We start from the raw sequence: 23,833 nt of genomic DNA on the forward strand, positions 1-23,833 counted from the left end.
TTGAAAAGTAAGAGAAAGAGGAGTGAAGTTTCTTGGCAGAATTACTGGATGGCAAAGCGATTGCCAAAGTTTTAAAGGAAGAGATTAAGCAGGAAGTTGCTACATGGAAGGAACAGGGGATCAATCCGAAATTGGCAGTTATCCTCGTAGGGGATGATCCAGCGTCTGTGGTGTACGCCAAGTCAAAGCAAAAGGTCAGTGAAAGCTTAGGTATAGATTTTGAACTGTTCATCCTTCCGAACGATAGCCCAGAAAGTGAAGTATTAACACTTATTGATTCCTTAAATACCAATCCAGAAGTTCATGGAATTATGATTGAGCTGCCTTTACCAAAACATATCTCTAAAGAGCGGGTTATGGCTGCAGTGCGTCCGGATAAAGATGTCGACGGGGTTCACCCTATCAATCGTGGGTATATCTTAAGCGGAGAAGAAGGTCTCTTTCCAGCAACACCTCAAAGCTGTATAGAAATTTTGCTGCGCTCAGGGGTTAAGATTGCTGGAAAACATGTCGTAATTGTAGGCCGTGGCGAGACCGTTGGTAAGCCTCTGGTTTTCCTCATTCTTAAACATAACGCCACAGTTACAATCTGCCATTCGAGAACTCCTGATCTGGGCGCCTTTACTCGTCAAGCGGATATCGTTATCGCTGCTGTCGGCAAAGCAAAGCTTGTGAAGAAGGATATGGTCAAGCCCGGTGCGATTGTAGTAGATGCAGGAATTAATGAGATTCCTGGAGGAATCTGTGGAGATGTTGATTTTGAGGAAGTTAAAGAAGTTGCTGCCTTGATCTCTCCAGTTCCTGGTGGGGTAGGGTCTTTGACGACCGCTTTAGTCATGAAAAATGTTCTCAATGGAATTTCCCTACAACAAAAGGAGGGTAACTAATGTCTGAAAGTAAGGTATGGGAATGGAGTTCAGCAGAGTTCTTAGCTCAGTCCGCAAGTGCGGCCCCCACTCCGGGAGGAGGAAGTGTATCGGCTTATGTTGGTGCCCTCGCAGCGTCGATGGTCTGCATGGTCGCGAATTTGACTGTAGGCAAGGAAAAATATAAAGACGTTGAACCCCAAGTCCAAGTCATCTTGGAGAAGGGACAACATCTACTCAATGATTTGAAGACAGGTTTGACACAGGACATTGCGGAATTCTCGAACTTCATGTCTGTCTTGAAACTTCCGAAAGAAACAGAAGAACAAAAGACTGCGCGTACAGCTAAATTGCAGGAAGTTCTTGTCTCTGCCACCGACACCCCGCTCGGAATCGCCCAGAATTGCTATGCTGTTCTTGTGCTTGCCCAAGAACTTGCTCCGATCGGAAACAAAGGAGCAATTAGCGACGTCGGTGTGGCTGCATATCTAGCAGAAAGCGCCTTGAAGGCAGCGATGTTCAGCGTTGATATCAATCTGCCCCAAGTTAAAGATAGTGCTTATCAAGAAAAGGTAAAAGCTGAGCGCGAACGCCTCTTCGTACAAGCCGAAAAGCTCAAGACTGAAACCGTCCAAGTTGTACAAAGTAGGATCTAATCCCAAACAACAAGTAGCCGATATGTATACTCCATTGAAAAAACTTTAAAGGCCCTAAAGGATTGTGAAGGAGTTCCCACGAGGAACTTCTTTTTCTGATTTGCATTATAGTTCGGATTATCGGGAAGTGAAAACTTCTGGTGTAGTAAACATTTCTTGCGCAGTGTGTAAAATTTGCGCACTTTTTCTTTTTCAAATTTAAATATGGAGAAAAGGTATTCTTCAAATGAACTGAGAACAAGCTGTTTCTTGAGTCTAATAACGATTGGCATTATTATTGCATAATTATTTCTATAAACATTGAAATTCATATATTAACAGGTAACGCCCTGGGAGGATGTTAAATGCGAGGTTTTAGTTTACGTTTAAAGCTGATGCTCATTTTAACGCTTGCTGTCACTATTCCGATCTTAGGTTCTGGGTATGTTATTATCCAAAGAGCGGAACAGTCTCTGATTAACGAAAAGGAAACCAAACTATATGGTATTGCCCGATCCTTAGACTTCAATCTTCCCGGGGACTATGATAGCCTTTTATCAAAGGACGAGCAGATGTTACCTGACAGCGAAAAGATTGCGATTTTGAATTCAAGACTTGCCAAGGTAACAGATCAAATTGTTACGGCTAACCCTGGAGTAGGTGCTGGGTTTTACTCCAAAGATTTAGATGCCATTATCACGTACGGGCCCAGTAGCGAATTCTCCAGTAAGATGGGGGAACCCATTAGTCTAGATCATAAGGGCCGGGAAGTTATGGCTGAGGGGATTTCCGAGGCCGTACGAGGACAGATGGTCCGAGGAAGTATATTAAACGCCATGGTACCGCTACAGAGAAATGGACGAATCATTGGTTATACTTGGGCAAACGAGCTAACAAAGAGTGTAGATGAACAAATCCTTTCTATGGAATTGGTTATGTACTTGACTTTGGGAGTGGCACTGTTAGCGGGACTAATCACTGTCCTTGTCATTGCCAACTATGTTTCATCATCGGTACAAAGAATAATTGCGGGTTTAAGGCGTCTTCGATCCGACTTTGAATACCGCATGCCTAATATAAATGGTGAATTCGGAGAAATAACCGCAGCGATTAACGATATGGCGGCTAGCTTGGAGAAATCACGCTCACATACAGATGTGATTATGGAGAGTATGGTAGATGGAGTTATTACCATTGATAATGACGGGAAATTAACAAGGATCAATGATGCTGCAATTAAGATTAGTGGCCTGAAAAAAGAAGATATTGGGAAAAAATGGTGTGATCTTTTGGCAGATCAGGGAAGCTTTCAAACATTGATTTTGGATACTTTGCATACAGGCCAGATTTTTATTGGAAATGAAGTGGTTTTTAACCGCAATGATGGCAGCACAGTACCTCTGAGTGTCAGTACGTCGACCTTGCGCAATAAAGAACATATCTTAGGGACGGTCATTGTTTTTAAGGACTTATCAGAACGTAAAGTTTTTGAAGACTGGGTCCGGAGAATCGACCGGTTGGCCGCCATTGGAGAATTGGCTGCTGGGGTTGCTCATGAGATTCGTAATCCCTTGGCTGCCATCTCAGGTAGTGCGGAAATTCTCTTGGATGAAATACCTAGGGATAATCCATCAAGACAATTTGGCGATGTCATTGTTAGGGAGATCACCCGCTTAAACGGGATTGTAGAAGATCTACTTTACTTTGCCAAACCTTCAAAGGACTATATTTCTCAAATTGATCCGAATAAACTGGTTTCAGAGACGCTAGTATTGCTTTCTCCTAGTCTTAAAAAAGATTTTGTTGTATTAATTAAAGATTTTGAACCGGACGTTGGAATGATTTCAGTTGATGCTGGACTGATTAAGCAAGTATTAGTCAACCTGTTACTCAATGCTGCACAATCACTTCCGCCTCAGGGGGGAGAAGTAAGGGTCAGGACGAGGAAGGCTGATAAGGGGATCGTGATTGACGTAATAGATACAGGCTGCGGAATTAGTCCTGATGATTTACCGCGGATTTTTGACCCTTTTTATACAACTAAGGACAGGGGAACAGGTTTAGGATTAGCGGTGAGCAACAAGATTGTGGAAATCCATCATGGGCAACTTCAAGTTGAGAGTAAACAGGGGGTAGGAACCATCTTTAGTTTATTCTTACCATATACTACCGAAGCTTAAAGATTGGAGGAAGAATATGCCAGAAAAAACAAAGATTCTGATTGCCGATGACGAGCCGAGCTTGTGTATGGTGCTGGAAACAGTGTTGGGTAAAGCTGGTTATAAAGTAGACTCTGTCAATAATGGTACCGATGCTTTGGAAATGGCCTTAAGTGGAGATTACGGAGCTGTGTTATTAGATATCCGGATGCCACAATTGGATGGTCTTCAGGCTTTTTACGAAATACACAAACAAAAACCTGACTTGCCAGTGATTTTGATGACTGCTTATAGTACGGCAGAGATTGCTGTCGAAGCGATGAAACGTGGTGTTTTTGATTACGTCATAAAGCCTTTTAGCGTAGAGGAAGTAAAAATCTTGATTGCAAGGGCAATACGCATGTCGGATCTGAGTAAGGAAGTAGAGTATCTTACTCAAGAGGTTCAAGCTTTAAGCCAAGAGACTACTGGACCTTTCAGGTTGATCGGTGAGAGCTCTAAAATACAGGAAGTTTATAAGAGCATCGGCAGGGTGGCAAACTCCAAGGCCACTGTGCTTCTTTCTGGTGATAGCGGTACCGGCAAAGGTATGGTCGCAAGAACTATCCATTTTGTCAGTGAGCGCTGGCAAAAACCCTTCATCCAAGTGAATTGTGGATCTATACCTGAGGGCTTGGTGGAGAGTGAGCTGTTTGGACATGAAAAAGGATCCTTTACGGGTGCTATTAATCAAAAACCGGGTAAATTCGAACTTGCTGAGGGCGGCACAATCTTTCTTGATGAAATAGGTGAGCTGAACCTTAATTTACAGGTTAAACTTTTAAGAGTATTGCAGGAGCGGGAATACGAAAGGGTTGGTGGCAATCAGACTTATGTAACTAACGTTCGTGTTATCGCAGCAACCAATCGTGATTTGGTTAAGGAAATTGCCGCAAAGCGTTTTCGGGAGGACCTATACTATCGTCTTAATATTGTTTCCATTCATCTTCCTCCTTTACGTGAGCGCGGAGACGATATTATTTTGCTTGCAGAATATTTTCTCAAGCATTTTGCTGCGGAAGCACAGCGCGAGGGTATGTTTTTTTCCCCGGAAGTTATTAATGTTTTTCGGCATTACTCGTGGCCTGGCAATGTTCGAGAATTGGGAAATGCAGTTGAACATGCACTAATAATGAGTAACTCGAAGGTAATTGTACCTGAAAATTTACCCTCCCATTTAATTCCTGAAGAAACAGAGATAGAAAGTTCGCTTGAGGAAAGTACAGAAGCCTTTCGTTCATTACGTACTATTCTAGCAGAAGCAGAGAAAAACCATATTGTCAAAGCCCTTAGCGCTACGGGTGGCAATCGGGCCCATGCGGCTAAGTTACTACAGATCTCTCGACGCGCATTAATTTATAAAATTCAGGAGCATAATTTAAAAAACTAATATAAGGTCTATCCATTAAAAAAATATTTCCTGCGATAAAGGCAAACATGGCGAAAGCTATGGACGCAAAGCTATGGGTCTTCCACTTTGAGTGATGACTGCCAGGCTACCGACAGACGCTATCTTTGTCGCCATGCCCTAGGGAGTGTGGCGCTTTTTTATTAATAAAGGAGTGTTTTATTTGCGAAAGGAGTGTTTTATTTGCGCAGTATTAGGACAGTTTTCATTACATTTGTAGGAGTCATTCTCGTATTAACACTCGGTGTACTCACGCTCATTAATTACTTTAATACCAGAAACATAATTATGAGTGATCTAAACCAGGAGATGACTTTAACAACCCAAGGCGCGGCCAAGGATTTGGGTGCGTGGATTGGTGTTCGTAAGGGTGAATTGGAAACAATAGCGAATGCTCCAGTAATCTTAACTGGTGATCAGACAGCGATTAAGAATTATTTAAGTGCAGAGTTGAAACGTCTACCAGATTACAGTACATTTTGGGTATCAGATGAAAAAGGAAGTTGGTACTCACCCGCGGGGACAACAGGAAGCATTAGTGAACGAGATTATTATTCAAAATTGTTGAAAACCAGTCAAACGGTTATCTCAAATCCCCTCCTGGGTAAGGCTGATGGAAAAATGGCGTTTGTCATAGCAGTGCCGATTAAGCAAAATGGCAAGATCGTAGCGATTTTGGGTGGAAATGTTAAAATGGATGAACTTTCGCGCAGGGTAACTGAGATTAAAGTGGGGAAAACGGGCTATGCATCTTTATACCAAAGTGATGGTATGACGGTTGCCCACCCAAACCAAGACCTGGTGATGAAATATAATCCGATGCAGGATTCCGAACTTGATCCAACGCTTAAGGCAGGATATCAGAAAATACTTAAGGGGGAAACCGGTGAATTCCAGATCAAACTAAAGGGTGCGGACAACTTTTTAGCTTATGCACCAGTGCCCGGGGTTACCTGGGTCCTCTCCGTTACTGCTTTAACACATGAGTTTCTAGGCCCTTTGGTATCCCTTGCTTATTCCTCAGTTATAACTACAGCAATTCTTCTCTTGATAGCCATCCTTGCTTTGGTGGTCTTAACAAATCGGATAACCAAACCGCTTTCTAATTTACAAGCTCAGGCCGAACGGGTTGCTCAAGGCGATTTGAGCCAAATCGAGATGAATATTAAGGCCAAAAACGAAATTGGCCGCCTTGCCGAAGCGCTGCAGATGATGGTCAAGAATCTGCATTCTTTAGTGGGACAGGTTGCAATTTCTGCGGAACACGTTGTATCTTCAGCGGGTCATTTGGCGATTAGCGCTGAACAATCAGCTCAGGCAGGTGACCAGATCGCCAGCTCTCTGTCCCAGGTAGCCGTGGGTGCTGAGCATCAACTTATGACCATCGATGAGGCCAAGCAAGCTATGGCTGAGATTCAGGATAGCATTCAACATGCGACCGGCAACACGGACAAAGTGGTGGAATTTTCTGGGAAAACTCTACTCGCAACCCAAACTGGGAGTGATGCGGTAGATAAGGCCATGAACCAAATGGACCGTATTCAAGATGTGGTCACACAGGCGGCCGAACTTGTCCTCAAACTGGGTGATCGCTCGAACGAGATTGGGAATATAGTGAATGCCATTTCTGGAATTGCCGAACAGACAAACCTCTTAGCTCTTAATGCTGCCATCGAAGCAGCACGTGCCGGAGAACAGGGCCGTGGTTTTGCTGTTGTAGCCGATGAAGTGCGTAAGTTGGCTGAGCAGTCAGCTGAGGCAACGAAACAGATTACACTCCTCATACGGCAAATTCAAGGGGATACAGAACAGGCAGTTCAAGCCATGACTGCTGGGACGAAGGAAGTTGAGACAGGGGCAGAAGTGGTGGGAACCGCAGCAACTAGTTTTCGTGATATTTCTTTATCCGTAAACACGATTTCACAGCAGATTAAGGTCATATACCAGATGGTTCATCAAGTAGCACTGGACAGTGAGCGTGTTACAACATCAATTGATCAGTTAAGTAATGTAAGCAAGGATGCCGTCGCACATGTTCAATCTGTATCTGCCTCTTCGGAAGAACAACTGGCGTTTATTCAGGAAATAGCGCAAGCCAGTCAAGACCTTAACAAAATGGCAGAGGGTTTACAAGGAGCTGTAACACAGTTCAAAATTTAACCACGTGCGCAGGTTATTGCACTCCAGAGTGAAAAAGTTACACGGGTTCGATAAGAAATACGAGAGAACCGGTGGGCATTTGAACAGCGTAGTTACGAAAAGTGTGACATCAGCAGGCTTTGACGTCTATTATTCTAAAAACGCCAAAGTTGGCATGAAGTTTGCTATATATTTAGTTTAGGTAAGTGGCTCAGTCCTAATCTGATCCTAGACTAAATACAAGGAGGAACTTTAAGTGAAAGATGTCGTTATCGTTAGTGCTGTTCGAACACCCCTCGGTTCTTTTAATGGGGCACTAAGCCAGGTTACTGCTGCGGATTTGGGTGCAATTGTCATTAAAGAGGCTATTAGCCGTGCCGGTATCGCTCCTGCTGATGTTGAAGAAGTGATCATGGGTAATGTACTATCCGCGGCAAAAGGGCAAAATCCAGCTCGCCAGGCGGCGATGAAAGCCGGGGTTCCACAAGAGGTTCCATCTTGGACTGTGAGTAAAGTGTGCGGTTCCGGTCTAAAAGCTGTAGCCTGTGCAGCCCAGGCGATCATTGCCGGAGATGCCGATGTGATTGTAGCCGGTGGTATGGAGAGTATGTCCCAGTCTGCTTACGCATTGCCAAAGGCTAGGAACGGTTATCGTATGGGAAATGATGTTATCGTAGATACGATGGTCAATGACGGGTTGACCGATGCTTTTCATAATATTCATATGGGTATAACAGCTGAAAACATAGCTGAAAAGTTCGGGATTACGCGAGAAATGCAAGATAATTATGCTGTACAAAGTCAAAACAGGGCAGAGAAAGCAATTAAGGCAGGCATATTTGTGGAAGAGATTGTACCTGTAAGCATTCCACAGCGTAAAGGAGATCCTATCATCGTCGAGCAGGATGAATTTCCGCGCTTTGGCGCGACCAATGAAGGACTTGCTAAACTTCGCCCAGCATTTAAGAAAGATGGAACAGTGACGGCCGGAAATGCTTCAGGGATTAATGATGGGGCTGCAGCTGTTGTGGTTATGAGTAAAGAGAAGGCTGAACAACTCGGACTCACTCCGTTGGCAGTTATCACATCTTGGGCTTCGGCAGGTGTCGACCCACTCATCATGGGGACCGGACCCATTCCTGCTACACGTAAAGCTCTGGTCAAAGCAAACTTGACAATAGAAGATATCGACGTTGTTGAGGCGAATGAGGCATTTGCCTCGCAAACTTTAGAAGTAGGTAAAGAGCTTGAGCTTGAATCCGAAAAAACGAATATTAATGGAGGGGCTATTGCTTTGGGGCATCCAATTGGAGCTTCTGGCGCACGTATCTTGGTTACCTTACTCCATGAAATGAAACGGAGTCAAGCGAAACGCGGTTTGGCTACTCTGTGTATAGGTGGTGGACAGGGTATTGCCATGATTGTGGAGCGGCAGTAGTTTGTTGGGTTAGTTTTACCTTTCCGCCTTAAGTATTGGAGGGATGAATTTTGCGGCAAGCCGTGATTGTCAGTGCAGTACGCACGCCTGTTGGCTCATTTAACGGTGTATTTGCACAAACCAAAGCAACGGAGTTAGGTGCTATAGCTATACGTGAAGCTATCAACAGGGCGGGGATAACTCCTGATCAAGTCGAAGAAGTGATTATGGGCAACGTGTTACAAGGCGGGCAAGGGGAAAACCCAGCTCGTCAGGCGGCTATATATGCGGGCATTCCACAGGAGACCCCTGCTTGGACGATGAATAAACTCTGTGGTTCTGGGTTAAAAGCGATTATTTGTGCGGCTCAATCTATCTTACTCGGCGACGCTGATATCGTGGTAGCTGGTGGGATGGAGAACATGTCCTTAGCCCCGTATCTCCTGCCCAAAGCACGTAGCGGTTATCGTATGGGGAATGATGTAATTTACGATAGCCTTCTGAAGGACGGCTTGATGGACGCTTTCGAAGATATCCACATGGGTGTAACGGCAGAGAATGTGGCCGAACAGTTTAGTATCACTCGAGAGGAACAGGATCGGTATTCTGTCAGCAGCCAGAATCGAACTGAAAAAGCCATTAAAGAAGGAAAATTTAACGAAGAGATTGTTCCTGTCAGCATACCCCAACGTAAGGGTGAGCCTATCATTATTAATCAGGATGAGTTTCCTCGATTTGGCGCAACGTATGAATCCCTGTCAAAACTTAAGCCAGCTTTTAAAAAAGAAGGAACGGTTACGGCTGGAAATGCTTCAGGTATTAATGATGGAGCAGCTGCCGTTGTTCTTATGGCCAAAGAGATGGCTGAAGCTTTAGGACTTGTACCTTTGGCGACTATCCGATCTTATGCTTCAGCGGGCGTCGATCCAAAAATAATGGGGACTGGACCGATTCCGGCCAGTCGCAAAGCCTTAGACAAGGCTGGGTTGACTATAGAAGAAATAGATCTGGTCGAAGCTAATGAAGCTTTTGCAGCACAAACTTTAGAGGTGGCCAAGGAACTCAAACTGAATATGGATAAGACAAATATCAATGGTGGAGCGATTGCCTTGGGACATCCTATTGGAGCTTCCGGTGCTCGTATTTTGGTAACCCTTCTGTATGAATTAAAACGGCTTCAAGCAAGGCGCGGCCTGGCAACACTTTGTATTGGTGGAGGACAGGGCATCGCCTTAATCGTAGAGCGTGATTAGAGTGCTGTAAACTCTTAGAAGTGAAAATATTAAGGGGGAACCCATCTGGGTTCCCCCTTAATATTAAAGTCAGTACAGATTAATTCTAGATGAGAAGGTATGATAAGGCCGTCATAAGGTGCATATTATGGTTCTTCGTAACTGGGCCGAGGAGGGGTGAGTAAGATTTCAAGCAAAGGTAATATATTGATAGCAGATGACGAGGAAAGTCTACGCTTAGTGCTTAATACGGTACTGCGTAAAGATGGGTATGAGGTGGATGCAGCTGAGAACGGTATTCAGGCCTTAGAAATGGTTAAGATGAGGGAATATGAAACTGTGATTTTAGATATTCGTATGCCCCAAATGGATGGGCTACAGGCTTTTAGCGAAATTCATAAGATAAAGCCAAACTTGCCTATCGTATTGATGACAGCTTATGGGAGTGGGCAGGATGCTGTGGAGGCTATGAAACGCGGGGCCTTCGATTATATAATAAAGCCGTTTAACGTGGAACAAGTAAAGTTTTATGTGGCACGTGCTATTCGCATGAAGCGTTTGACCTCTGAAGTGGACCAGCTATTCCAGGAGGTTAAAACTCTTAACCAATACAAAAAGGTAACCTGAGTGCGCACATTTATGCGCGCATGGGTAAAGCATTTCACACCATTCGATGATTTTCCCCTCAAGCACCCTAACATGCGTGGCACTGAAAATCGGCAGAACCCGCCCGGGAGACATATCTCCCGGTTTTTTTTATATTTCAACAAATTTTTCGGAGTTGGCACAGAGATTGCTTTATCTAAAGAGAGAAAGGTGGTGTGAAGTTAATAAATTAACCTTATATTTTTTATCTTTTATTCAATATCTATTTTATTAAAAGGGGGATTAATGCTAATGTCACTACAAACAAATTCAGGTCATGTAGAAGAAAAACCCGGGATTCTGGAACGGATGGGTGGCGCTCTTGCAGAATGGAGTGAAAAATGGTTCCCGGATGCCTATGTTTTCGCATGTTTGGCCGTTGTAATCGTTACCATCGCCGCCTTAGCTATGGGTCGGTCACCCATGCAGATCGGAGTAGACTTCGGTTCTAACTATTGGGGCTTGATTCCTTTTACAATGCAGATGTCCTTCGTTATTATCTCAGGGTATGTTGTTGCAATGTCCAAACCTGTCATGAAATTCATTGAAAAATTAGCTGCAGTGCCGAAGACCGCAAAAGGGGCGGTAGCCTATGTCGCATTTTTCGCCATGGTCGCTTCTCTACTGAGCTGGGGATTCAGCTTGATCTTCAGTGGTGTTTTGATTAAAGAAGTGAGCAAAAGGGTTAAAGATGTTGACTATCGAGCACTTGGCGCAGCCGGTTATCTCGGATTAGGAAGTATCTGGGCCTTAGGTCTATCTTCTTCAGCTGGCTTACAGATGGCGAGCAAGTCATCAATGCCTGCTGCACTTTACAAAATCAGTGGTGTTATTCCTCTGACCCAAACGATTTTTACCTGGCAAAGTGGAGTTATGGTTCTTGTCTTAATTGTCCTTTCTGTAGCAATCTGCTACTTTTCTGCACCCGATGGAAAACATTCGAAAACTGCAGAATCTGCCGGTATTACCTATGGCGATAATGGAATTATTGTTGGAAAGCCTACCCGCCCCGGAGAAAAGCCAGAATACAGCCCGGTTTTAACCGTTATCATTGTTGCTCTTATCCTGCTCTATCTCATTGATGTCATTAGTAAAAAAGGACCTATTGCAGCACTTGACTTAAACACATATAACATTTTATTCCTCATGCTAGGTATGATACTTCATAAGAGCCCTAAAGCATTCTTGGTTGCTTGTGCTAAAGCAGTTCCCGCAACGGGCTCAGTCCTCATCCAATTCCCGATTTACTCCGGTATTTTCGGAATCTTGATGGGATCTGGTCTTAATGAAGTCCTGATGAACTTCTTCGTCTCTATTTCTAATGAACACACCTTTGCACCGATTGTAGCGATCTACTCCGCTCTTCTTGGATTCTTACTTCCTTCCGGCGGTGCGAAATGGGTTGTTGAAGCACCTTATATTCTTTCAGCTGCGCAACAGTTGCATTTTAATATGGGTTGGGTTGTTCAGATTTACAATGCTGCCGAAGCCTTACCTAACTTTATCAATCCTTTCTGGATGCTCCCTTTAATGGGTGTCATGGGCGTAAAAGCTCGTGACTTGGCAGGGTTCTCCTTCCTACAACTAATATTCCATACTCCAGTCGTCATCATCATGGTATGGCTCTTAGGTTACACAATCCCTTATGTAGCACCGATCATGATGTAAATGAAGGTAATCACTTCAGGTGGAGTTTCAAACTCCATCTGAAGCTTTCCCCATAAAAACTGACGCCATGACACAAGTAAGTAAGCAATAAGGAGGTTGAAGCTAATGGCGGTTATTATCAGTCCACAAGAAGCTGCACGTAAGGTAGAAAACGGAATGACGATTATGGTAGGCGGTTTTATCGGGTGTGGAGCGCCAGGGAAGTTACTCGAAGTCATTCGTTTACAAGGGACAAAAGACTTGACACTCATTGCGAATGACACAGGGATCCTTGGTGACGAACTGGCACAACTCGTAGTTGATCACTGCTTTAAGAAGGTTATTGCTACCCATATTGGTACAAACAAAGAAACGGGAAACCAAATGAATTCAGGTGAACTAGAAGTCAAACTGGTTCCGCAAGGAACTCTGGCGGAGCAAATTAGAGCTGCCGGTGCTGGACTAGGCGGAATTTTAACTCCAACCGGAATTGGTACTGTTATTGAAGATGGAAAACAAAAGATAGTTGTAGAAGGCAATGAATACCTTCTAGAACTGCCTCTAAGTGCTGATATTGCGCTCATCAAAGCCAAGAAGGCCGATAAAGCAGGAAATTTAGTCTATCATGGTTCTGCTCGTAATTTTAACTCTCTAATGGCTACTGCAGGGAAAACAGTAATTGCCCAGGTTGAAGAGATCGTAGAGGTGGGCGAAATTCAACCTGATGAAGTTGTAACTCCCGGAATCTTTGTGGATTACTTGGTGTTTGTACCTAAGGAGGTGGCTAAAGTTGGATAAGCAAGAACGGATGGAATGGTTAGTTAAACGTGTAGCCCAAGAATTCAAGAACGGCGACGTTGTTAACTTGGGAATTGGTATGCCGACGAAAGTTGCTAATTATTTGCCAGAAGGTGTCAACATTATTCTACAATCAGAGAATGGTTTCTTAGGCGTAGGACCTACCCCAGAAGTTGGAACGGAAGATTCAGATATCGTTAATGCTGGTGGACAAAGTTCGAGCATTCTGGCCGGAGGATGTACGTTTGACAGTTTAACCTCCTTTGGAATTATTCGGGGTGGGCACGTGGATGTTACCGTACTGGGCGCCCTCCAGGTCGATCAGGAAGGTAATCTAGCAAACTGGATGATTCCAGGTAAGATGGTTCCGGGTATGGGAGGAGCTATGGACTTGGTTGTCGGCGCTCGTCGGGTCATTGTGATGATGGAGCATTGTGCCAAAAACGGAGGTTTTAAGGTATTAAAGAAATGTACCTTACCATTGACGGCTGCAAAACAAGTCAATTTAATTATTACTGAAATGGGCGTTATTGAAGTGACTCCTAAGGGCCTTGTGCTTAAAGAGATCGCACCAGGACTCACATTTGAGGATGTGCAGACAGCTACAGAAGCGACATTGCTAACAGCATAAATGACTTATAACAATTGGCTTTTTCCACTTGTCGGTTATATGAATGATAGCCTAGTTATAAAATTGAGTGAACGCTGCGCGAAAAGCTACCTAAGCAATGAATATCTACTCCGAAGTCATGAGGCTTCGGAGTTTTTTTCGTCAAATTGCCCAACTGCTTTTGGCTATTCTTCCAATAGCATTATGAGACATGCTTTGCTAAACTTGTACCTAGTATTATTGAATGAACTACAAGATCGATATCAAAACACTTAAAGGAGGAAATCCCATGGCAGGTCTTCTATTTAAAAATGTTGTCAAGAAGTATGATCAAAATACAGTTGTACATGATTTGAATTTAGAAATTGTTGACAAGGAATTCTTAGTACTCGTCGGTCCTTCAGGCTGTGGAAAAACGACAACACTTCGTATGATCGCCGGTTTGGAAGAGATTTCTGAAGGGGAACTTTATATCGGAGATAAATTGATCAATGATGTTGCACCCAAAGATCGAGATATTGCGATGGTTTTCCAAAGCTATGCGCTTTATCCCCATATGAGTGTGTATGAGAATATGGCCTTTGGACTTAAATTACGAAAAGTCCCCAAAGCAGAAATTGATAAGCGCGTCAAAGAGGCAGCAGAAATCCTAGATATTACCCATTTGCTTGATCGAAAACCAAAAGCACTCTCTGGTGGACAGCGCCAACGGGTTGCACTTGGCCGTGCGATTGTTCGTGAACCAAAGGTTTTCTTGATGGATGAGCCACTCTCTAACCTCGATGCCAAGCTTAGAGTTCAGATGCGTGCAGAAATTTCAAAGCTTCGGCATCGTCTTCAAACGACGATTGTTTATGTAACGCATGATCAGACAGAAGCTATGACCATGGGTGATCGGATTGTTGTAATGAAAGATGGGTTTATCCAACAGGTAGATACTCCGATGAATCTCTATAATCATCCTCGCAATATGTTTGTTGCCGGGTTTATCGGTTCACCTGCGATGAACTTCTTAAGGGTGAAACTCGTAGAGGAAAATGGAGAATTGATGCTCGTTTCCAAGGATTTTAAAGTCCCACCGTTGCCAGAACGGCGCGAAGCTCTTGCACCCTACATCGGCAAGGAAATCGTGATGGGGATTCGTCCAGAAGCCATTAAAGACGAGACAATGTTCCTTGAGGCACATCCAGAATGGTCAGTCGATATTCATGTTGACGTAGTGGAGCCCATGGGTTCAGAGAACTACGTTTACTTCTCAGTTAATGGGGAAAACGTTGTTGCTCGAGTTGGAGCTAGAAGCACTGTAAAAGTGAGACAAAATCACAAGATCGCTTTTGATATGAGCTTAGCTCGTTATTTCGATGCAGAGACACAGGACGTTATTCATCGTCCAGGTTATCAAGCAAATTATTAATCTTCAATCCATGGGAATCTGATTCTTCTTAGGGAGAATTGGGTTCCCTTAAGGTTTTACATCCTGGAAAAGCATGATAAAATGTTTTATACTCCTCGCATACTTATCATACTATTGAAGGATGAATGATATTGAATCAAGAAATCCAAAGGAATCGAACGGATCTCACAAAACGACTGATAGATCGCCTGTCCTTGGAAACGGGTCTTCAATTTTCTCTAAAGGAGAATTTAGAGCCTTCCTCTGACTTAGACGTTGATGAACCACGAGCTTTTTTTAATATTAATGTGGAGCAAGGGTTCCAATTAGAATGTAAGTGGCCCGAAGCAGTGCTCCCGAACAGTTTAACTCGAAGGCTTGTCGAAGCTTTGGCCCTTGAAATCTATAAGGATATCCTTCGAGAAAGTTCGCAAGAGTCTACAATTCGTTGGACTTGGGAAAAGTTTATCCAGATTGCCTTGAAAGAGGAATGGAATACAGATACAGTCAAACAAAAAGTCATTGAGTACCGACTGCCTCGCCTGGGTCTAGGGTACCCCGTGTATGTTCATTGTTCGCATTGGCAGAAAGAGCTTGCTCAGGTGATCAAACTTCTTTTTCCACAGGCCAAGGTGCGGTGGATAGAAGATCCCGATGTATTCTTGTGGATTCCACTTGAGGATAAGGAAGCTAGCAATCTGGAAAAACGATTACGGGGTGAATCACTCATCCAAGAAATCCATACCCTTCTAGCAGATGAGTTGGGAATCAACTCGACGATTACGATCGGAGAGGCTACAGAAGGGAACCTATGGGAGAACTTCCTTGGGGTTCGCCGGTTGATCGAGATTCAGCAGCGTTTTTTTCCAGGACGCCCTGGTTTAGCGGCATGGAATCTAGGACTATCACTCTTGTTTTCTGACCTTAAGCCCCAAACAAATCAACGTTATATACAGAGAGTGATTGGGACTCTCTCTGAAGACTTACTAGAGACCTTAGAAGCCTTCTTAGACCATGATTTAAGTATAAGTGAAACGGCTAAAGCTTTATTCATCCATCGGAACACCTTAATTTATCGTTTGGATCGGATAACTGAGTTTACAGGATATAATCCTCGCCAGATTATTGGAGCAGTGCATTTGTATTGTGCAGTATGGCTGATGAAACATCAGAACATGAGTCTCTAACGAGAAGAGATGTGCGGAAGAGGAGGATTACTATGGATGAAAAAGGCCTAAAAGGCTGTCTTGTTCGGCTCAGAGGGATGCTTCCCTCACTAACCTCAGCAGAAAGTCGAGTGGCAACGTATGTCTTAGAAAATCCTGATCAGATCATTCATCTTTCAATTACAGAGCTCGCTGAGTTTGCCCAAAGTGCAGAAGCGACAGTCTTCCGTTTGTGTAAGAGGTTAGGATATGGAGGCTACCAAGCTTTCAAGATTGCTCTAGCTAGTGATTTAGTTAAACCACTTGAGAATATCCACCAAGAAATTACTCCGGGAGATAATTTATCAACCATAGCGATTAAGGTATTTCATTCGAATATTGAAGCACTTCAGGATACCCTTACACTTGTACGGGACGAGGTTCTGGAAAAAGCAGTGGATGCTCTTAATGGAGCAGAACGCATCGAGTTCTATGGATTGGGTGGATCTTCCCCCATTGCCCAGGATGCTTTTCATAAGTTTATGCGAGTTGGAATTCCTTGTATTGCCCTGACTGATCCCCATCTACAGGTTATCTCGGCTAGGCTGTTGAAACCTGGGTCAGTCGTATTTGCAATTAGCCACTCAGGGAGTAACAAAGATATCGTGGAGTCTCTTTCAATTGCTCGGAAGGCAGGGGCTGTGACAATCTGTCTTACGAATTATCCAAAGTCCCCGGTCACGAAGCAAAGTGATATTTGTCTGTTCTCCTCCAGTAAGGAATCTTATTATCGGAGTGAGGCTATGTCTTCCCGAATTGCGCAATTAAGTATCATTGATACTCTTTTTGTTGGAGTTTCTTTACGTCGACAGGACATTCTTTTAGATAACCTTCAGAAAATCCGTGAAGTAATTGCCTTAAAAAGGTTTTAGGGGTGGATAAATAAACCGTGAAACCTTTTTTAATCACTTGCATGAAACTTTTTTTTATTCTATTCGTCCAATAAGGAAATATGTTTCGGGCATATGAAGCTCGAGATGAAGATGGGGTGGCAGGATTGAGCCAACGAGATTGGATTCTAAGTGTTGATGTTGGAACCTCTAGTGTAAAAGCTGCTGTTTTTGACGAGAAGGTTCGTTTAGTAGCCGAGCGGAGTAGCGGTTATCCTTTGATACAGGCTCAGCTTGGTTGGGTAGAGCAGGATCCTATGAAAGTAAAGGACGCCTTTCATCAGGCTATCCGCTCGGTTTTAAAGGTAGTTAAGAAGCGCCCAAAAGTGATTGTGTTAAGTACCGCTATGCACGCCTTATTAGGAATTGACCAGTATAATACACCTGTGACTAACCTAGTGACCTGGGCAGATCAAAGAGCGGAGTCTATCGCTCGGAAACTTCGTAGTCAGAGTGAGGGACTTGAAATTTACCAAAGAACGGGGACTCCGATTCACGCGATGTCTCCTCTCTTAAAGTTAGCTTGGTTTCGAGATAACCGACCTGACCTTATGGGCGAGGTGAAAAAGTGGGTCGATCTGAAGTCGTTTATTCTCCATGATTTAATTGGCGAGTGGGTTATCGACGAATCCTTGGCTTCAGCTACTGGGTTATATAATTTATTTACGCATGAATGGGATGAGAAAGCCATTCAGTGGTGTGGAGTCTCGATAGATCAGATGCCAAGAATAGTAAAGACGACGGAGATCCTTAAGGGGATTCAACCAGAATCAGCTGAAGAAACGGGACTTTCCTCTGATACATGGGTTGTTGCAGGAGCAAGCGATGGCGCTCTGGCTAATCTGGGGGTCGGGGCAGTTCATCCCGGATCCTTTGCCATCTCAATCGGAACGAGTGGTGCAGTGCGTGGAGTCGTTCAGCAACCGAAATTAGATGCTGAAGGGCGTCTGTTTTGCTATGTTGTGGATGATAATCATTATATTGTTGGAGGCCCCATTAATAATGGGGGAATTGTACTGCGCTGGTTGCAGGGACTTTTGTATTCAGGTAATCTTAGCTCGGATGCATTAGCTCAGGATGCCGCTACAGCTTCGCGTGATTTTTATACGAAGATGAATGAGGAGGTTGCCGGAATCGCACCCGGTACGGAAGGGCTTTTCTGCCTTCCTTATCTTACAGGGGAGCGTGCGCCCCTTTGGCGAGAAGATGTTTCGGGAAGCTTCAGGGGCTTAAAATTGAGCCATACTAGGGCACATTTAGCACGATCTGTCCTCGAAGGAATTAGCTATCAGCTCAATAGCGTGGTTGAGCTTCTTATTCACATGACAGGAAGCCCTCACGAAATCCGTGCTACGGGTGGTTTTTCTAACTCTGAAGTATGGGTTGAGATCCTTACGGATATCTTAGGAACACCGCTAGGAATCCCGGAACATACTCAGGGATCGGCTTTGGGTGGGGCGTTTCTCGCCTGGTATGCCTTGGGGCAATTGGAGTCCCTTGAACGATGTGCTGAATTGGTACCGCTTTCAAGAATTCAAGAACCGAAGCCAGAACACCAGAAACGCTACCAGGAAGGATATCAGCTCTATCAGGAATTGGTTCGACTTGGAGAAACACAGTTCCATCAACTCTATGAATTTGCACAAGGAGGGTCTTCAAAATGACAAACCGTCTAAATCAGCTACCACCTTTTCAAAGAGCGATTGCAAAAGCTCACTTGTGTACTGCAGGTGCTCGATATGAGGATTTGGATAGACCCATCGTCGCCGTTGTGAATACCTGGAATGAAATTGTTCCCGGTCATGCCCCGCTTAGGGAGTTAGCAGAGCATGTTAAGAGAGGAATTATCCAAGCTGGAGGAACTCCACTGGAATTCAATACGATTGCAATTTGTGATGGGATCACTCAGGGGCATTGTGGAATGAACTACGCCCTACCGAGTCGCGAACTGATTACGGATTCTGTGGAAAGTATGATTTCAAGCCACGATATCTTTGATGGAATGGTCCTTATGGGTTCTTGTGACAAAATTGTACCCGCACTATTGATGGCTGCTGCACGGATAAACCTCCCTAGTATCCTCGTCACTGCTGGTCCGAATGTTCCAGAGATAAAGCCTTGGGAGTCAAAGGCCGCACGTCAGAAATTTATGCGGGGAGAAATTGATGAGAAGACACTCGTTGAAGAAACCTTGCGCTATTATCCCGGCCCGGGGATATGCCCTTATTTGGGCACTGCTAATTCCATGGGAATGCTCACTGAGGCTATAGGTTTAGCTTTACCAGGTAATGGACTTTTCCCTGCTCAAAGTTCGAAGCGGTTTAGTTTAGCAGAGGAAAGCGGAATGCAAGTGGTCAAAATGATTCATGAGGGAGTCCTACCTCAAGACATTTTAAGCAAGGAAGCCTTTGAAAATGCAATTCGAGTATTATTAGCTATCGGGGGCTCTTTGAACGGGGTACTTCATCTTTTAGCCTTGGCGAAAGAGATTAACCTGGAATTAACACTCGAGGACTTTGATAGATTAAGTCGGACCACACCGTTTCTGGTAGCTGTCGTTCCTAATGACCAAGAGCATACGGTTGTTGACCTTTATCGTGCAGGGGGAACACCTGCTGTCATGAAACGTATGGAATCACTGCTTCATACAGAGGTTATGACCGTAACAGGTAAGACGATAGGAGAAAATCTAAGTGAGGTTCATGAGATAGGAGAGCTCATTCGGCCGCTAGAAAACCCGATTCAATCGGAGGGGGGACTGGTTGTCCTCTATGGAAACTTGGCCCCAGAAGGGGCGTTGTTGAAACAATCTGCCATCTCTGGAGAGGGAAAACGTATCGAGGGAGTCGCACGGGTCTTTGATTCGGAGGAGGATTGTCTGGCAGCGGAAAAGATTAATTCGAATGATATCCTTGTTGTTCGTTATGAAGGACCTGCCGGCGGACCGGGGATGCGCGAGCTCCATCGTGTCACAGAGTTTCTCCAAGTTCGTGGTGGGAAGGCAATTCTGACGGATGGCCGATTCTCTGGGGCTTCAGGGGGAGTTTCTGTTGGATATATCTCACCGGAAGCAGCAGCAGGCGGCCCCATTGCCTTGGTTCATGACGGAGATAAAATCTTAATCGACCTTGAAAACCGTCGTCTCGAAATCCTCGTTGATGAGCAAGAGTTGGAAGAACGACGTAACGCTTGGGAACCCATCCAGAAGCCTGCTTCACGTTATCTTAAGGGGTATGCGCGGAAAGTGTCCTCTGCTAACTACGGAGCGGTTTTTGACGCTTAGAATTCCTCTTGCAGCAAAGAATAAAGAAAGCATATATCAGGTGGAGTTCCTAAACTCCACCTGAAAGTTTAGTACCTTATCCGGTGACGGTGAGTCATCGTATAAAAAGGACTTTAATCATAGAAGTATTGGGAAATAGGAGCATTACCTATCATCTGTACTCAATAGTTTATCAGTAAAGCCCTCTGATATATAATGGGCATAATTTTCATGTAGAGGTTGTGAAAAAGAATTTTTTTTTCAAAGAGGAAGGATTTCCGAATATTTTGGCGTAATTATAAATGTGCATGAATTGCAAACTTATATTAAAAAATAGGAGGGGAAGTCGTGAAAAAACCAAAATTTTTCAGAGGGGTAGCAATGGTATTGAGCTTAGCCATGGTCTTAGGCTTGGCAGCAGGCTGCGGTACCAAAGAAACTCCAAAAACTCCAGCAGCAGGGGATAAACCGTATGCTGGAACTGAACTCCGAGTTGTTTTTGCTAACCATCCATGGGCAGAGGCAATGAAACAACAACTCCCAGAGTTTGAGCAAAAAACAGGTATCAAAGTTAAACTGGAAAGCTACTTTGAGGATCAACTTACGCAAAAACTCACGGTCGAGTTGACTTCTGGATCCACGACAATCGATGCCTTCATGTTCCGCCCACTTCAAGAGGGTAAGCTCTTCGCTAAAAATGGCTGGTTAAATGATGTTACAAGTTATGCACAAAAAGATACCGCTTGGGATCTTAAAGATTTCAACAAAGCTGCAATTGGTTCAGTAACCATGGATCAAAAGATTTATGGAGTACCGCTCATCACAGAGCGCGAAATTCTCTACTATCGTAAAGACATCCTAGAGAAGAACAACATTCCTGTACCAAAAACGATGGATGAGCTTGTCGCTGCTGCGAAAAAAGTAAACGATCCTTCTAAAGACCTTTATGGTTTCGTGGCCCGTGGTCAACGTTCTCCAGCGGTAACTCAATTCTCTAGCTTCCTTTATAGCTTCGGTGGAGATTTTGTAAAAGACGGTAAAGCCGCTGTAAATACTCCAGAAGCGATCAAAGCGTACCAAACCTATGGAGATCTCCTTCGTCTGTATGGACCTCCTGGAACGCTGAATATGGCTTGGCCGCAAGCCTTCGCTGTATTCCAACAAGGTAAAGCTGTTTTCCTCACAGACGCAGATAGCTTGTATACGAACTTAACGGATAAAGCAAAATCTACGGTTTCCGATAAAGTGGGCTTTGCTGTAATTCCTGCAGGCACTGCTGGTGCTAAGCCTTACAATATCACTTCTTGGGCTTTAGCAATGAATGCTAAGTCTAAGAATCAAGATGCTTCTTGGGAATTTGTAAAATGGGCAAGCAGCAAAGAAAACGTGCTGAAAATGCAACAAGCAGGTAACCCAGGTGCTCGTGAGTCGGTCTGGAATAACCCAGAAGGATTGAAGAACTTCCCAGCAGAGTATTCTAAAGTGGTTGTAGAGTCTATGAAGACTTCGGTTGACCATGACCGTCCACTTGTTATTGATATCGGACCGGCTCGTGATGCAGTCGGTGGCCCGATTCAAGCAGCAATTCAAGGTCAAGATGTCACGAAAGCTGCGAATGATGCAAATACTGCATTCCAAGCGATTATTGATAAAGAGAAAAAGTAAAACGAAACCTCGTGGGTTAAGTTTACATCTTACAGTCTCATTATTTTAATGAACGAGCCTTCCGTTCTTGCGGGAGGCTCGGCTCCTGTTAATAGTGCAAGGGGGTCACCATATTGAGTCGTTGGCTTGAGCGGAATATAAAATATATCTTTCCACTTCCTGCTGTTTTATTTATTGTCATCATGATGGTATTTCCAATCGGTTATACCTTAAGATTGAGTTTTTATGATTGGAGCATGTCTTCCTTAGTCCCGCCAGAGTGGGTCGGATTAGCCAACTATAAAACTCTTTTATTTGAGGATCCACGCTTTATCTCATCGATCTGGCGAACTTTCGCTTTCACCTTTTCAGCAGTTGCGGTAGAAACAGTTCTCGGTGTTGCGATTGCACTGTTGTTAAACCAGGATTTCCGTGGCAAAAATGTTTTAAAAACCTTGTTCCTTTTACCGATGATTGCTACACCCGTTGCGATTGGCTTGGTATGGCTCTTAATCTATGAACCAAATATCGGTATTGCGAATAAGTTGATGGAATTTCTCCATCTCTCGCCCCAATTATGGCTTGCTTCGCCGAAGCAGGTTATTATGTCTCTTGTCATTGTAGATGTATGGCAGTGGACACCTATGATTGGACTCATGATCCTAGCAGGATTAACCTCTCTTCCCACTGAGCCTTATGAAGCGGCGATGGTGGATGGAGCAACTCGCTGGCAAGTGTTAACAAAAATCACTTTGCCACTTTTACAACCGACAATTCTGGTTGCGATACTTCTCCGTTCGATTGACGCGCTTAAGACATTTGACATCATTTACTCCATGACCGGGGGAGGTCCGGATTTTCATTCGGAGACCATTAATATTTATACCTTCGTGCAAGGTTTTTCCTACTTCAAGTTGGGGATGACCTCTGCTTCTTTGATGATTTTCTTTGTTATCGTTCTTGGTATGAGTATGCTCCTGGTTTCAGCCAGGAAACGGTGGGGGGCTTAAGTTATGGCAAAGCGTAAAGATCCTGTTCAATATCTTCAGCGACTTTTGCTGGTTGCTGTCGTTCTCGCCTTCTTGTTTCCGTTTATCTGGATGGTTTTGGCGTCCTTCAAGACACAACAGCAAATTCTTTCTACAGAAAATATCCTTATTTTTAAACCAACCTTCCAGAATTACGTCGCTGTTTTTGAACAATATAGTTTTCTCAAGTTTATTATTAATAGTTTTATCATTGCGGTCGTATCCACTATTTTCTCCTTGGTCTTGGGTTTACCTGCAGCGTACTCGATTGCGCGTTATCGCCAAGACAAGCTTGGTCTAACGATTTTAGTAGCACGGATTGTTCCGGGGATTACCTTCCTTATTCCATGGTTTATCCTCTTTACGAAGCTTAATCTTGTGGATTCTTACACGTCTATGATTCTAAGCCACATGCTTGTTGGGCTACCCTTTATAGTCTGGATTATGGTGTCCTACTTTGAAAATATTCCCTTAGAACTTGAAGAGTCGGCTCGCGTCGATGGGTGTACGATACAGGAAGCTTTCTGGCGGATTGTTCTACCCATTTCTGGGCCTGGAATCATTACCTCGGCAATTTTTTCCTTTGTTTTCTCTTGGAATAACTTCATGTTCTCCCTCGTTCTTGCCGGTGAGAAAACAAAGACCTTGCCAATTGCTGTCTACTCCTTCCTTTCTTACTCGGATATTAACTGGGGAGGATTGATGGCAGCCGCGGTTATTATTACTCTTCCTGTACTCATTCTCGCTCTCTTTGCTCAGAAGTATATTATTAGCGGTTTGACTGCAGGTGCAGTGAAAGGATAAGGAGGAGTCGTT

General features: G+C 44.1%; 19 protein-coding genes and 1 riboswitch. All 19 genes read left to right on the forward strand.

The genetic code is table 11. The annotated features are described in order from the left end of the window. Nucleotides 1-32 precede the first annotated feature (32 nt). The 19 genes from ACZ42W_RS08350 to ACZ42W_RS08440 all read left to right on the forward strand — a co-directional run bounded on the left by ACZ42W_RS08350 (nucleotide 33) and on the right by ACZ42W_RS08440 (nucleotide 23,821). Entirely contained in the window at nucleotides 33-887 is an 855-nt protein-coding gene (locus tag ACZ42W_RS08350) for a bifunctional 5,10-methylenetetrahydrofolate dehydrogenase/5,10-methenyltetrahydrofolate cyclohydrolase (protein WP_464169936.1), read from the forward strand. After that, nucleotides 887-1,522: a cyclodeaminase/cyclohydrolase family protein gene (locus tag ACZ42W_RS08355; protein WP_464169938.1), complete on the forward strand. Its 636-nt coding sequence runs from the start codon at nucleotides 887-889 to the stop codon at nucleotides 1,520-1,522. Before ACZ42W_RS08350 ends, ACZ42W_RS08355 begins: the two co-directional genes overlap by 1 nt. Nucleotides 1,523-1,866: 344 nt before the next feature. Further along, on the forward strand, nucleotides 1,867-3,681 hold the full coding sequence (gene atoS / locus ACZ42W_RS08360) for a two-component system sensor histidine kinase AtoS (protein WP_464169940.1): 1,815 nt from the start codon (nucleotides 1,867-1,869) through the stop codon (nucleotides 3,679-3,681). 16 nt (nucleotides 3,682-3,697) lie between these two features. Beyond that, the gene (locus tag ACZ42W_RS08365; RefSeq protein ID WP_464169941.1) at nucleotides 3,698-5,089 is read left to right on the forward strand and encodes a sigma-54-dependent transcriptional regulator; all 1,392 of its coding nucleotides are present in this window, start codon (nucleotides 3,698-3,700) and stop codon (nucleotides 5,087-5,089) included. 30 nt (nucleotides 5,090-5,119) lie between these two features. Then, nucleotides 5,120-5,203, forward strand: a riboswitch (cyclic di-GMP riboswitch). 87 nt (nucleotides 5,204-5,290) lie between these two features. After that, complete coding sequence (locus tag ACZ42W_RS08370; protein ID WP_464169943.1) at nucleotides 5,291-7,267, forward strand: methyl-accepting chemotaxis protein; 1,977 nt, start codon at nucleotides 5,291-5,293, stop codon at nucleotides 7,265-7,267. A 235-nt stretch (nucleotides 7,268-7,502) separates the two neighbouring features. Then, nucleotides 7,503-8,684: an acetyl-CoA C-acetyltransferase gene (locus tag ACZ42W_RS08375; protein ID WP_464169944.1), complete on the forward strand. Its 1,182-nt coding sequence runs from the start codon at nucleotides 7,503-7,505 to the stop codon at nucleotides 8,682-8,684. 50 nt (nucleotides 8,685-8,734) lie between these two features. After that, complete coding sequence (locus ACZ42W_RS08380; protein ID WP_464169945.1) at nucleotides 8,735-9,916, forward strand: acetyl-CoA C-acetyltransferase; 1,182 nt, start codon at nucleotides 8,735-8,737, stop codon at nucleotides 9,914-9,916. Nucleotides 9,917-10,072: 156 nt separating this feature from the next. Further along, a complete protein-coding gene (locus tag ACZ42W_RS08385; protein ID WP_464169946.1) occupies nucleotides 10,073-10,522 on the forward strand; it encodes a sigma-54-dependent transcriptional regulator in 450 nt (149 codons plus the stop codon). A 270-nt stretch (nucleotides 10,523-10,792) separates the two neighbouring features. Then, on the forward strand, nucleotides 10,793-12,208 hold the full coding sequence (locus ACZ42W_RS08390; RefSeq protein WP_464169947.1) for a short-chain fatty acid transporter: 1,416 nt from the start codon (nucleotides 10,793-10,795) through the stop codon (nucleotides 12,206-12,208). Between the two features lie 105 nt (nucleotides 12,209-12,313). Further along, the gene (locus ACZ42W_RS08395) at nucleotides 12,314-12,985 is read left to right on the forward strand and encodes a CoA transferase subunit A (protein WP_464169948.1); all 672 of its coding nucleotides are present in this window, start codon (nucleotides 12,314-12,316) and stop codon (nucleotides 12,983-12,985) included. A gap of 10 nt (nucleotides 12,986-12,995) precedes the next feature. Further along, a complete protein-coding gene (locus ACZ42W_RS08400; protein ID WP_464170915.1) occupies nucleotides 12,996-13,616 on the forward strand; it encodes a 3-oxoacid CoA-transferase subunit B in 621 nt (206 codons plus the stop codon). Nucleotides 13,617-13,884: 268 nt separating this feature from the next. Continuing rightward, entirely contained in the window at nucleotides 13,885-15,009 is a 1,125-nt protein-coding gene (locus ACZ42W_RS08405; RefSeq protein ID WP_464169949.1) for an ABC transporter ATP-binding protein, read from the forward strand. A gap of 131 nt (nucleotides 15,010-15,140) precedes the next feature. Next, a complete protein-coding gene (locus ACZ42W_RS08410; RefSeq protein WP_464169950.1) occupies nucleotides 15,141-16,175 on the forward strand; it encodes a PucR family transcriptional regulator in 1,035 nt (344 codons plus the stop codon). A gap of 32 nt (nucleotides 16,176-16,207) precedes the next feature. Continuing rightward, nucleotides 16,208-17,065 (forward strand): MurR/RpiR family transcriptional regulator, encoded by an 858-nt coding sequence (locus tag ACZ42W_RS08415; RefSeq protein ID WP_464169951.1) that lies wholly within the window; start codon nucleotides 16,208-16,210, stop codon nucleotides 17,063-17,065. An 80-nt stretch (nucleotides 17,066-17,145) separates the two neighbouring features. Beyond that, on the forward strand, nucleotides 17,146-18,747 hold the full coding sequence (locus ACZ42W_RS08420) for a gluconokinase (RefSeq protein WP_464169952.1): 1,602 nt from the start codon (nucleotides 17,146-17,148) through the stop codon (nucleotides 18,745-18,747). Further along, entirely contained in the window at nucleotides 18,744-20,366 is a 1,623-nt protein-coding gene (gene ilvD, locus ACZ42W_RS08425; protein ID WP_464169953.1) for a dihydroxy-acid dehydratase, read from the forward strand. Before ACZ42W_RS08420 ends, ilvD begins: the two co-directional genes overlap by 4 nt. A 327-nt stretch (nucleotides 20,367-20,693) precedes the next feature. Further along, nucleotides 20,694-22,010, forward strand: a complete 1,317-nt coding sequence (locus ACZ42W_RS08430) for an ABC transporter substrate-binding protein (protein ID WP_464169954.1) — start codon at nucleotides 20,694-20,696, stop codon at nucleotides 22,008-22,010. Between the two features lie 113 nt (nucleotides 22,011-22,123). Then, nucleotides 22,124-22,999 (forward strand): carbohydrate ABC transporter permease, encoded by an 876-nt coding sequence (locus ACZ42W_RS08435; protein WP_464169955.1) that lies wholly within the window; start codon nucleotides 22,124-22,126, stop codon nucleotides 22,997-22,999. A 3-nt stretch (nucleotides 23,000-23,002) separates the two neighbouring features. After that, nucleotides 23,003-23,821: a carbohydrate ABC transporter permease gene (locus ACZ42W_RS08440; RefSeq protein ID WP_464169956.1), complete on the forward strand. Its 819-nt coding sequence runs from the start codon at nucleotides 23,003-23,005 to the stop codon at nucleotides 23,819-23,821. Nucleotides 23,822-23,833: the final 12 nt, after the last annotated feature.

The sequence above is a fragment of the Desulfitobacterium elongatum genome (assembly GCF_055378975.1).

Excerpts from the sequence above, each read along its gene's own strand:
- ACZ42W_RS08355 (WP_464169938.1), top strand. The coding sequence starts at position 887 with ATGTCTGAAAGTAAGGTATGGGAATGGAGTTCAGCAGAGTTCTTAGCT.
- atoS (WP_464169940.1), top strand. The coding sequence starts at position 1,867 with ATGCGAGGTTTTAGTTTACGTTTAAAGCTGATGCTCATTTTAACGCTT.
- ACZ42W_RS08365 (WP_464169941.1), top strand. The coding sequence starts at position 3,698 with ATGCCAGAAAAAACAAAGATTCTGATTGCCGATGACGAGCCGAGCTTG.
- ACZ42W_RS08390 (WP_464169947.1), top strand. The coding sequence starts at position 10,793 with ATGTCACTACAAACAAATTCAGGTCATGTAGAAGAAAAACCCGGGATT.
- ACZ42W_RS08395 (WP_464169948.1), top strand. The coding sequence starts at position 12,314 with ATGGCGGTTATTATCAGTCCACAAGAAGCTGCACGTAAGGTAGAAAAC.
- ACZ42W_RS08400 (WP_464170915.1), top strand. The coding sequence starts at position 12,996 with ATGGAATGGTTAGTTAAACGTGTAGCCCAAGAATTCAAGAACGGCGAC.
- ACZ42W_RS08405 (WP_464169949.1), top strand. The coding sequence starts at position 13,885 with ATGGCAGGTCTTCTATTTAAAAATGTTGTCAAGAAGTATGATCAAAAT.
- ACZ42W_RS08415 (WP_464169951.1), top strand. The coding sequence starts at position 16,208 with ATGGATGAAAAAGGCCTAAAAGGCTGTCTTGTTCGGCTCAGAGGGATG.
- ACZ42W_RS08420 (WP_464169952.1), top strand. The coding sequence starts at position 17,146 with ATGTTTCGGGCATATGAAGCTCGAGATGAAGATGGGGTGGCAGGATTG.
- ilvD (WP_464169953.1), top strand. The coding sequence starts at position 18,744 with ATGACAAACCGTCTAAATCAGCTACCACCTTTTCAAAGAGCGATTGCA.
- ACZ42W_RS08440 (WP_464169956.1), top strand. The coding sequence starts at position 23,003 with ATGGCAAAGCGTAAAGATCCTGTTCAATATCTTCAGCGACTTTTGCTG.